This is a genomic window from Aerococcus sp. L_32, assembly GCF_050689315.1.
Genome location: NZ_JBOEQF010000069.1, coordinates 1 through 10,970 on the forward strand (window position 1 = coordinate 1; position 10,970 = coordinate 10,970).

Sequence of the window (10,970 nt, forward strand, 5' to 3'; positions counted from 1 at the left end):
GCGGATTGCACTTGAAGCTAAAGGCAACCAAGAACGATTCTTTAGCATATTAGATGAACGGCTAGATATTATGGCGGATGCGCTTTTATTCCGTATCAATCGGGTAAAGGAAGCTAAGCCAGAAAACGCACCGATTTTATATATGCACGGTGCCTTTGGTAAAAGGTTAAATGAGGATGAGCCAGTCGACCTCTTATTTAATCAGAAACGGTCTACCATATCAATGGGATATATCGGTTTATATGAGATCGGTACAGCTTTTTATGGCCCTAATTGGGAGTTAAATCCTGACGCAAAGGACTTTACCCTGTCTGTTTTGAAAACGATGAAGCAAAAAGCTGATCATCTAGGAGATACCTACGGCTACCACTTTAGTATCTATTCAACACCAGCTGAAAGTCTGACTGATCGTTTTTGCGAATTAGACCTTGAAAAATTTGGGCCAATCTCGGATATTACGGATAAAGAATACTATACAAACTCATTTCACTATGACGTCCGCAAATCCCCTACGCCGTTTGAAAAACTTGAATTTGAAAAAGACTATCCGCAATATGCCAGTGGTGGTTTCATTCACTACTGTGAGTACCCAAATATGAGACAAAATCCTAAAGCGCTTGAAGCTGTGTGGGATTTCGCCTATGACCGGGTAGGCTATCTAGGGACTAACACCCCAATTGACCACTGCTATGAATGTGGTTTTGATGGTGATTTTGAACCAACTGACCGCGGCTTTAAATGTCCACAATGTGGTAATAATAACCCTAAAACCTGCGATGTCGTTAAACGAACTTGTGGTTACCTCGGTAATCCACAGCAACGACCAATGGTAAACGGACGACATAAAGAAATTTCATCTCGGACAAAACATCTCTCTCAAAGTCGCGTAAATACCTCATTTGAAGCGGACGGAGAAGATGCCATTGTCTACAATGAACCAGTATGGGGTGATCAGATTGACGACCAACCATAAGGATGAAAATGCCAAACAGACGGAAAAATCCTTAATTCCTAAAAAACATACCGAACGGTCTATGGTGGAAGACAAGCAAGAGGCGCGACCTGAAGACTTTCTTAGTGAAGAAGATATTAAACGGGCCGAATTAATTCAGAAGAGGTTAGCTAGAAGAGCCCAGCGCGCACCCAAATCCCCCAACAACCCAGAACCAAAAGAATGGTTAGCAAAAGATTGGTCTAGAGGAAAAATCGCTGACTACAAAGCTTATAACTTTGTAGATGGCGAAGGTGTTCGTTGTTCCATTTACGTCAGTGGTTGTCTCTTTGCTTGTCCAGGCTGCTACAACCGGGTTGTCCAGAATTTCAACTACGGAATTGATTACACTGAAGCACTACAAAATCAAATTTTGGAAGATATTGGGGCTAGTTACTGCCAAGGTTTGACCTTATTAGGTGGGGAACCTATGCTAAACACTAATATCTTACTACCGCTATGCCAGGCTTTACGTGACCGCTATGGGCACAGTAAAGATATTTGGTGCTGGTCAGGTTATACCTTTGAAGAGTTACTAGTCGATTCAGAAGATAAACTTGCCCTCTTAGACTTAATCGATGTGTTGGTTGATGGTCGTTTCCTACAAGATCAAATGGATCTAACTTTACAGTTTAAAGGAAGTCGCAACCAGCGAATTATTGATGTCCCAGCGAGTCTTCAAAAGAATGAGCTTGTACTTTGGACAAATGCTGACGGCTTGCCATATAAGTAATTATTTTATCGGTTTACAAATATCAAATTACCTTTTATTCTGAGATAGGTATAGAATGATTTTTTAGCTAAACCATTTCATTTAAAGGTTTACGATTTTTAAAAAAGTTAGGAGTTACACAATGACAATGATAACCGTTGGTGGGATGATCGGCCTGGGTAAAACCACCGTTACAAACTTAATCAGAGATGAATTAGACTTTAAACCCTTCTACGAATCAGTTGAAGATAACATTATGCTGCCTTATTTTTACAAAGCTAGTCCAGAAGAGCAATTGTTGAAGCGTTATCCATTTTTAACACAATTGGATTTTTTGAATTCACGATTTAAAACAATTAAGCAAGCTTCTAGAGAAGATAAAACAGTTTTAGATCGATCTATTTTTGAAGATTGGTACTTTGCTAGAGTGAATACAGACATTGGCCGTATTAGTGAAGAAGAGTTTTCAATTTACGAAAATCTATCTCGTAATATGATGGAAGAATTAGCTGAAATCCCGCGCAAGCATCCTGATTTAATGTTGTATCTGCATGGCTCTTTTGAAACAGTGATGACTCGCATCGAAAACCGTGGACGTGATTTTGAACAAGGAGAGGAACTCACCAACTATTACCACCGCTTATGGTCAGGTTATGATGATTGGGTGGAAAATCACTATAATCAATCCAAAGTGATGTTCATTGATATGGAAAAATACGACTTGGTCAAGTACCCCCACCATCAAAATGTCTTAATTCAAGATATTAAAGACTTTATGATTGAAAATGATATTGTGACTGTTGACACATTTGAATAAAATACTGTTTGGTTAAGGAGATGGGCAAATGGAAATGGTAATACGACTTAAAAAAATTCAAGATTTTGCAAGAGAACGCATGGCGTTTGACCCCACTGGTCATGATTACTGGCATGCAGATCGAGTTGCTAAACTTGCTAAAACCCTGTATATAGCAGATTATGGTGAACGTAATACTGAGGCTTTGATCATCATTGAAGCCGCTGCTTATTTACATGATACAATTGATGACAAGCTAGTTTCGGATATTATTTTTAGTCAAATGGAAGTTGAACAACTTTTAGATGAGTTATGTCTTTCGCCAGCTAGTCGAGAAAATATTCTTTATACTATTCAACATATGTCCTACTCAAAAAACTTAACTACTCAATATGATTTGTCAGTTGAAGGCCAATACGTTCAGGATGCAGACCGAATTGATGCACTTGGTGCAATTGGTATTGCTCGAACCTTTGCCTACGGCGGTCACGCTAATAACGAAATCTATAATCCAAAAATCCCTGTGATTGATGTGCAGAATAAAGATGATTACCGCAACCATCCTTCAACTGCAATTAACCATTTTCATGAAAAACTACTTAAACTAGAACATTCTATGAATACAGAAGCTGGCAAAGAGATTGCGCATGAGCGGACACTTTTTATGCGACAATTTCTTGACCAATTTATGGCTGAGTGGCAAGGAAATATTTAAACAATTCGTATTATTTATTGTAGAATATAATTAGCAAGTCATTTTGAATTTAAGAAAGAGGTTATATCATTGGATAAACGTAAAGATACTTCAGCAAGCACCAAACTATATCTAGCAACACCCTTTTTCAACCCTGACCAAGTTCGTCGTGTAGATGAGGCGACAAAAGCCTTAAATGCAAACCCAACTGTTGGTGTTGTTCATTTCCCATTTGATCACCAATACAAAGACACATCTTTTGACCGTGATCCAGAAGGTATTTTTGGTTCATTTGAATGGCAAGTAGCGACTTATCAAAATGACCTATCTGCAATGAATACTGCAGACGCTGGTGTTTTCTTATATGACGTTGAAAACGTCGATGACGGTACAGCCTTTGAGTTAGGTTTTATGCGTGCAATGCACAAACCAGCTATCGTTGTCTTATTAAGTGAAAATGGTTTAGAAAATAAAGAATTAAACTTGATGATTGCGCGTGGAGGCACTTACTTCATGACTGATATCAATGAATTAGCAACTTATGACTTCAACCACTTCCCAACAAACCCACTTCCAGACATGGATGTTATCTAAAAAAATGAACAAGCATCAGGTTAGCCTGGTGCTTTTTGCATACCAAAAAAAGGCATGAAAGGAATTTTACTACCCTTTCATGCCTTTAATATTTTCATCAAAGATCAAGCAAACTATTCGTTTTTATCTATTAAGCTAATCACTTTTAATTGTTCTGGCCTTATCTTAAACTTTAAGAATCCAGCCTTCAGGTGCTTCAACGTCACCATTTTGGATGCCCACAAATTCATCATACAATTTTTTAGTGATTGGGCCTACTTCAGTTTCTGAATAGAATACATGTTTATGGTCGTTATGGGTAATAAATGATACTGGCGAAATGACAGCCGCTGTACCACATGCTCCTGCTTCACTAAAGCGGTCTAAATCATCAATATACACATCGCCCTCTTCAACTTCTAAGCCTAAACGGTGTTCAGCTAACCAAAGTAATGAGTACTTAGTGATTGACGGTAAGATTGAAGGTGACTTAGGTGTCACAAATTTATTGGTATCTTTTTCAATACCAAAGAAGTTTGCGGAACCTACTTCTTCAATTTTTGTATGTGTAGCCGGATCTAAATATACAACGTCAGAGTAGCCTTGTTTCTTAGCTTCAATACCTGGTTGTAAACTACCTGCATAGTTTCCACCAACCTTCGCTGCCCCTGTACCATGAGGTGCAGCACGGTCAAATTCAGACGTTGTAAAGGCTGTTGGTACCATACCACCCTTGAAGTAAGGGCCAACAGGCATGGCAAATACAGTGAAGATATATTCACTAGCCGCGCGCACACCAATATTATCCCCTACCCCAATTAAAGTTGGACGTAGGTAGAATGAAGCACCCGTACCATATGGTGGCACGTATTCAGCATTTGCTTTAATCACTTCTTTAACTGCATGAATGAAGTCTTCTTCTGGCACTTCAGGCATCACTAGACGGGCTGCTGACGCATTTAAACGTTTCGCATTTTGATCAGGACGAAAGACTTGGATATCGCCTTCTTTTGTTTTGAAAGCCTTCAATCCTTCAAAAGCACCTTGTCCGTAATGTAAAATTGGTGCGCCTTCTTCAATCTGAATCGTATTTTCAGTTTCCAAACCACTCTTATACCATTCGCCATCTTTCCAATAGGCACGCCAACGGTATGGCAAGTTCATATATTCAAAACCTAGTTCTTCCCATTTGATATCTACTGTCATGTTGCTCATCCTTTCAAATCATGTTTATATGAAATTCGTGTTGGTTCGGATATTGTTCATCTAAGCAAATAAACGCCTCTCACGATCCATTAATATATTATTAGTTTAACACTATTTATGAGAAAAAGGGTAGTTTGTTTCTACTTAAAATGAGAATAAATCTCATTTTTACTTTTTTTTTTGCTTTTTATTGATAAATAAAAAGTGTTGTCCAAAATAGACAACACTTTTCGAAATATATTTAGTAACTAGCGCTTACCAATTTTTATAGGAAACCTGCAACGATTGGTACTAAAATAGCAATCACAATACCAGATATTACCATGGCGATACTAGACATTGCGCCTTGGAGTTCATTAATTTTCATTGATTCTGCTGTACCCATGGCGTGACTTGAAGTACCCATAGCTAAACCACGCGCAAAATATGAATCAATTTTTAGAAGTTTGAAGATCCATTCGTTCACCACAACACCAAAGATACCCGTCAAAACAACTGAACCAACAATGATTGGTGTAATACCACCAATTATTTCAGTAATATCAATAGCGATGGCAGTTGTTACTGATTTAGATAGCACCGAACGTAAAATTTCTTCATCCATATTAAAGATAACAGCGACAATCAAGACACTCCCAACTGCTGTAACCATTGCTGCCACAACTGTAATAATAATTGTCCAGAAGTTTTCTTTTAAAATATGGCGTTGTTTATATACAGGAATAGCTAAAGAAATAGTTGCTGGTGTTAACAGATAAGACACAAAGCTGGCACTCTCTTGGTAAACAGGAACATTTACCTTGCCAACAACTAAAATAGCAATAATTAAAATAACTGCAATTAACAATGGATTGGCTATAGGTGTTTTTAATTTCTTGTTTATCCACATGGCAATCATGTATACCCCTAAGGTTAGAAATAAACCAAATGAGGGGAACAAATCAAATAAACTATTCATTATTTTCTCCTCCATGCTTAGCATTCTGACGTTTTTGTAGCGATTGCGCTATAAGACCAGCAACGGCCATTACAAGGATAGTTGTCACCGAAATAATCACTGACCAAGATAATAAATGCGGCTGTAAACTTGCCCAAGAAGTAATAAAACCAGCACCTGGCACTACGAACATAGCAGGCATCACGGCAATTAACCATTCACCTACATTTTCAACTTGTTCCAGCTTAATCACACCAGTCATTAAGCAGATGAATAATATAACCATGCCGTAAATCGAGGCTGACAAGGGTAAAGGTAAGACGTGTGATAATACTTCAGAGATTAAAGTTATCACAATAATAATAAAGGCTTGTTTAAAATACTTCACTTTTTAACGCTCCATTCTGTTTAGTTTCGGTAAAATTCGTTAAACCATTTTGGCTTTGCGATGATGCATCACGAGGTTAGCATACTCATTTTTGATTGCATGAAAGTCGTCAACTTTTAACCACTCATACATTTTGCCACCATACATCGTCAATTGTTGTTCAGCAACTGCTGTCCCATCATGCTTTAAGTTAGCGTAATGGTAAACGTAGGTACTAGCTTTCTCTCGCTTTAGATTAAAATAATCCATCATAGTTCCCGCGATATCATCCAATTGCCCATCTGATAAGGTCATATGTAGGGCTTTATTTCGCATATTTACGAAGCCAAATAATAAACCTGTATTAAGAAAGATTTCTACATCCGATAGATTATCTGCATCGCTTGTATGCATTAAATCTAATAGTTTTAGCATATCCACTTTTTCAGCAGATAATTGTAAGCTTTCAGCCATGGCAGTATGGGTTAATGTTGCCGTGGCCTCATTAAAATGTTGTACGAAGGCTTTTGACGAAAGTGGTAAGTCTTTATAGTTGGGTGCCGGTACTACTCTTTCGAAAGTATCGTTGTACACGAAATACTTGCTGCCATCTTTACTGGCTAGCTGAAAATCAGCTCCTTCTGGATACCAATAAATACCCGCTACAGTTGGTTCCAATTCTGCAATTTTATTAATATCGACAAGAAGTACGCTCTTTCCGTCCATAATTTCAGTTTGCGTATCCGTCGCAGCAAAAAAACGCCAACCACTATCACTTGGCATCAAGCTCTTTTCACGGAAGGCCCATAATAATGGTTGCTTACCTTCAAGTAGTGCTACCGAAGCTAAACAATTACCCCCGTTTGGAATCAATTGCTTGGTCATATTTATCCTCCGCATATTGTTGTAGATCAAATGTTGTTGTTGAATAGATTTGTCTGTATCCATTTTAGCATAAAAATCGGCAAAAAATAATCATCCATTTGCCGAAAATGTACGGTTTATAATGGTTGTTAGCGTTTGTATAAAATCAGTTTCCTGATCAATCATTGGGGTATGCCCAGCATCCGGTATAATGATCATTTCTTTTGTCGGTGCTTGAACTCTTTCAATCATTTTTTCTGACTGACTTCTTGGTACTTGGGTATCATTTTCCCCAGAAATCAGGTAAACAGGCATACTGAATTCGAGGTCCCTTGCATATATGTCTGTCGCTAATAACTCTCGATACAAGCGCTGGTTGAGTAACATACGGTCAAGCATTTCCCGGTCACCTGCCGATAATTTATCCACCTGATTGGTTAACAATAAAGGTAAATATTGGACAAAATCAGCTGTTCCAAACCCTAATTCACGCTGAACTGACCGTAAAATCGCCGCCTCATAAGCTAAAGTCAAAAAATTTTCCGTGTTAGGATAATCAGTTGAAATCTCACTTAATTGATCAAGTAAATCTTGACGCCCTAAACTTGTCGCCAATTCTCGCGTCTGACTTAGAGCCACTGCCTCATCCTCAACTGGTGTGACCACTTGCCCAATGCCCACATAAAAAGCCACATCATCTGGATGGTCAAGCACATAGGAGGCCCCTAACGCCGATCCCCATGAATGACCAATAATGCCCACTTGATCAACCCCATAACGTACCTTGGTATATGCAACTAAATCTGTTAAAGAAGCCTGTAAATCGCCCATATTGGGTTCTGCATTTGAATTAGCTTCATAAGTTTGACCCGCACCAATCTGATCCCAAAAAAGTACATTCACCTGATCAGATAAACCAACCAAAGTGTCTGCTTGGTTTGTATAAGAAAAGCCAGGTCCCCCATGGAGGAAAATCGCCACCGGTAACCCTTCACCTTGACCTACCTCATACACATACTGGTCTAGGCCATTCAAACGCAGAAAATGACTCTCTTGAATGCCAGAATCTCTTAGCTCAACGGCAGGCAAATCAGCCAGTTTTGCATTAAATTGACTCAATGCCTCTTCTCCATTAGCCTCAAAATCTTCCGTGAAAAGAGATGGCTCTTCATCCAAGCTAGCAACCTCCTCATCCACATTCAGCGTATTCAAATCTACACTTTTATCCTGGTAATTTAACCCACAACCAGTAAGTACAACACTGGTTACCAACAACGCAAGCCAGTTTTTCATACTATCTCCCCCTCTTTTCTATCATTATATAGAAAAAACGCAGTGACAAATCACATACGCCCTTAAAATGAAATAGTAATCAATTATCAGCTTTTTTCTAGTTATTAGGAGAAGTGAGCCTATTCTATTTAAGTTTTTTCTCGATTTTCTTTTCAGTTTTCTTCGCTACTTTAGGTATAACACGGTAGTTTTTTCGGATAAATTTTGGAAATTTTTGTTTATTAATAATTTGCACAAAAGTATCAGATGTATAAACCGCAAGCGCAATAGCCAAGGCAGTAAATAGCGTACCTCCTAGTTCAGTAAAGCCTTGGGCCGTGTCCCCTTGAATAAAGGCTAATGCCGTCCGGTACATGCCACCTCCTGGCACAAAGAGGAAGAAGGCTGGAATAAAGAAAACTGTTACTGGCTCTCGAAAAATACGCGCATACATCTGGGAAATTAAGGCAATAACCAAGGAACCAAAATAAGTAGCCATTATTTCTGAAAAACCACCAAGATGTATACTTATCAGATAACTACCCCAACCAGCAATATTAATGAGTGGTGTCCAAAATAGAACTTTTCGTGGTCCTTCAATCGTTAAAATTGCGAATAAACCTACCCCATAAGCACCTATTAATTGTAAAATTATATCCATTACCTTCATTAATATAAACCTCCAATCAAGGCAAGACCCAGTGCTGCGCCTAAGGCAATCATTAAGGCGTTCAAAAAGGCTTCTGTTGCTCTAGAAACGCCCGCAATGTAGTCCTCATGAAAAATATCACGGAAGGAGTTAGTTAAGGCCGTTCCTGGAACCATTGGCATCAATGTAGAAATAATTACAATATTGATATCTGTGTTCGATAATACGTAGGCTTGCATTAAATAAGCAGCAACTGTTACAACAAGTGCTTGAATAATATTTGAAAAACCTTCACTAATATAGTATTTATCCATTAGACGGTATAATAAGGCTAAAATTAAACCATTAACTGAAGACATGATCAACTCGTTAATACCTCCCCCAAAAAGGAAAGAGAAGGCTGCAGCTAAACCAACTACTCCGATTGATACTTGTAATTTTGAATATTGGGGCTTCTGGAACCGAAGAACCTGTAACCGCTCATAAGCTTCGTCAATTGAAATATTACCTGAAGTCAATTCACGTGAAATATGATTCACTTGGGTAATTTTATTTAAATTGTTAGAACGGCGTGTAATTCTCTTAATACCAGTAAACCCAGAACCTTCAAAAGATGGGTCATCAAGGGTCATATAAAGACCTGTTGAAAGAGAGATTGCCACTGCATATGCTGCATTTGATGTTGTTAAAATTCGGTTCATCGTATCTTCAACACGATATGATTCTGCATTACTCTCTGTCATTATTTGCCCGGCTAACAGGGCCGTTTCTAAAATTTTCTTATTTAAATCTACCATTTTCACCCACCCTTTATCGTAATCCACGGCTATTGTACCATAGGTCATCAAAGAATAAAGTTGCTACTTTCCATGTAAATGTATCCTATTTCAATCTGTCTTCTAACCCAAGCCAGGTCAAATTTATGCTATAATTGCCCCGACTAATTAGATGAAGGAGCAATTGAATATGATTACCATGGCAGGCATGATTGGTGTTGGTAAGACTACTTATACCCAACATATGGCAAAAATGTTTCAAGCAGAACCACTTTTTGAAGAGGTATCAGAAAATCCAATTTTGGATGCATACTACAGCGAACCAACGAAATATGCTTTTTCACTGCAAATTTACTTTTTAAACCAACGCGTTAAAAGCATTAAACGCGGGATGAAATTTGACCGTGCAATATTAGATCGGTCAATTTATGAAGATGCTTTATTCACTCAGGTAAATAATATTAACGGCAATATATCAGATGTAGAATGGCAGTTGTACCAAGATTTATTAGCCAATATGATGGACGATGTTCGTATTATTTCAGAATCAACCAACCAATCACCAGAATTACTTGTCTACTTACATGCACCATTTGATTTAGTCCTTGAAAAAATCAAGCGTCGTGGGCGTCCATACGAACAAGTAGAAGGTCGACCAGATTTACTAGCCTACTATAAGCAACTACACACCCTATATGATGAATGGTACGCAAACTATGACCATTCAGCTAAAATGGCCATCGATGTTAGCAAATTTGACATTTTAACAAATAAGGACCAAGAAATCGTTGCGAAAAAAATTCAAGACAAGTGGGCAACACTCCAAAAGAATTGATCATTATAATTATTACCACTTGAGCTTTTTTTACTTTGTTAAATCACTTCCATATATATTCTAATAGTAACGGAAGTTGTGGCGCGGTAAATAATATATGAACTTACCCTAGAATATATAGTTAACAAGCCATTAATTAGCTTGTTAATCAATATAATAAAAAGTGTTCTTTAATATTAATCAGTTAAATACCATATAATGCATATCCTTTGCATGCTATAAATATATCCTTTATGATATATTTATCAAAGCTTTAAGGAGGCTATAAATTATGGCAAAAATTGCAACTGTATTAGCA

The 10,970-nt window shown here is 37.9% G+C and carries 13 protein-coding genes; 6 read left to right on the plus strand and 7 right to left on the minus strand.

Annotated features, from left to right (window positions below):
- The 5 genes from nrdD to ACRCJ0_RS06240 all read left to right on the plus strand — a co-directional run.
- On the plus strand, positions 1 to 973 hold a 973-nt coding region (gene nrdD, locus ACRCJ0_RS06220), incomplete at its 5' end, for an anaerobic ribonucleoside-triphosphate reductase (protein WP_431389903.1).
- A 61-nt stretch (positions 974 to 1,034) separates the two neighbouring features.
- Complete coding sequence (gene nrdG, locus ACRCJ0_RS06225; protein WP_431389918.1) at positions 1,035 to 1,724, plus strand: anaerobic ribonucleoside-triphosphate reductase activating protein; 690 nt, start codon at positions 1,035 to 1,037, stop codon at positions 1,722 to 1,724.
- Between the two features lie 121 nt (positions 1,725 to 1,845).
- Entirely contained in the window at positions 1,846 to 2,520 is a 675-nt protein-coding gene (locus tag ACRCJ0_RS06230; RefSeq protein ID WP_431389905.1) for a deoxynucleoside kinase, read from the plus strand.
- 28 nt (positions 2,521 to 2,548) lie between these two features.
- Positions 2,549 to 3,214 (plus strand): HD domain-containing protein, encoded by a 666-nt coding sequence (locus ACRCJ0_RS06235; RefSeq protein WP_431389907.1) that lies wholly within the window; start codon positions 2,549 to 2,551, stop codon positions 3,212 to 3,214.
- Positions 3,215 to 3,283: 69 nt separating this feature from the next.
- Positions 3,284 to 3,787 (plus strand): nucleoside 2-deoxyribosyltransferase, encoded by a 504-nt coding sequence (locus ACRCJ0_RS06240; RefSeq protein ID WP_083068353.1) that lies wholly within the window; start codon positions 3,284 to 3,286, stop codon positions 3,785 to 3,787.
- Between the two features lie 165 nt (positions 3,788 to 3,952).
- On the opposite strand, the gene ACRCJ0_RS06245 is transcribed toward ACRCJ0_RS06240, so the two are convergent.
- The 7 genes from ACRCJ0_RS06245 to ACRCJ0_RS06275 form a co-directional block, all read right to left on the minus strand.
- Positions 3,953 to 4,972, minus strand: a complete 1,020-nt coding sequence (locus tag ACRCJ0_RS06245; RefSeq protein WP_418147864.1) for a branched-chain amino acid aminotransferase — start codon at positions 4,970 to 4,972, stop codon at positions 3,953 to 3,955.
- A 265-nt stretch (positions 4,973 to 5,237) separates the two neighbouring features.
- On the minus strand, positions 5,238 to 5,930 hold the full coding sequence (locus ACRCJ0_RS06250; protein ID WP_431389910.1) for an LrgB family protein: 693 nt from the start codon (positions 5,928 to 5,930) through the stop codon (positions 5,238 to 5,240).
- The gene (locus tag ACRCJ0_RS06255; RefSeq protein WP_016897225.1) at positions 5,923 to 6,297 is read right to left on the minus strand and encodes a CidA/LrgA family protein; all 375 of its coding nucleotides are present in this window, start codon (positions 6,295 to 6,297) and stop codon (positions 5,923 to 5,925) included. The genes ACRCJ0_RS06250 and ACRCJ0_RS06255 overlap by 8 nt, the downstream gene beginning before the upstream one ends.
- A gap of 39 nt (positions 6,298 to 6,336) precedes the next feature.
- Positions 6,337 to 7,224 carry an immunity protein Imm33 domain-containing protein gene (locus ACRCJ0_RS06260; protein WP_431389912.1) on the minus strand — a complete coding sequence of 296 codons (888 nt, stop codon included), beginning with the start codon at positions 7,222 to 7,224 and terminating at the stop codon, positions 6,337 to 6,339.
- Positions 7,225 to 7,251: 27 nt separating this feature from the next.
- Positions 7,252 to 8,433, minus strand: a complete 1,182-nt coding sequence (locus tag ACRCJ0_RS06265) for an alpha/beta fold hydrolase (RefSeq protein ID WP_431389914.1) — start codon at positions 8,431 to 8,433, stop codon at positions 7,252 to 7,254.
- Positions 8,434 to 8,557: 124 nt separating this feature from the next.
- Positions 8,558 to 9,082, minus strand: a complete 525-nt coding sequence (locus ACRCJ0_RS06270; protein ID WP_016897222.1) for a threonine/serine exporter family protein — start codon at positions 9,080 to 9,082, stop codon at positions 8,558 to 8,560.
- Positions 9,082 to 9,858, minus strand: coding sequence for a threonine/serine ThrE exporter family protein (locus tag ACRCJ0_RS06275; RefSeq protein WP_268402784.1), 777 nt, complete (start codon positions 9,856 to 9,858; stop codon positions 9,082 to 9,084). The genes ACRCJ0_RS06270 and ACRCJ0_RS06275 overlap by 1 nt, the downstream gene beginning before the upstream one ends.
- Before the next feature lie 169 nt (positions 9,859 to 10,027).
- Between ACRCJ0_RS06275 and ACRCJ0_RS06280 the strand changes: the two genes are divergently transcribed.
- Positions 10,028 to 10,672: a deoxynucleoside kinase gene (locus ACRCJ0_RS06280; RefSeq protein WP_431389916.1), complete on the plus strand. Its 645-nt coding sequence runs from the start codon at positions 10,028 to 10,030 to the stop codon at positions 10,670 to 10,672.
- The last annotated feature ends 298 nt before the right edge of the window (positions 10,673 to 10,970 follow it).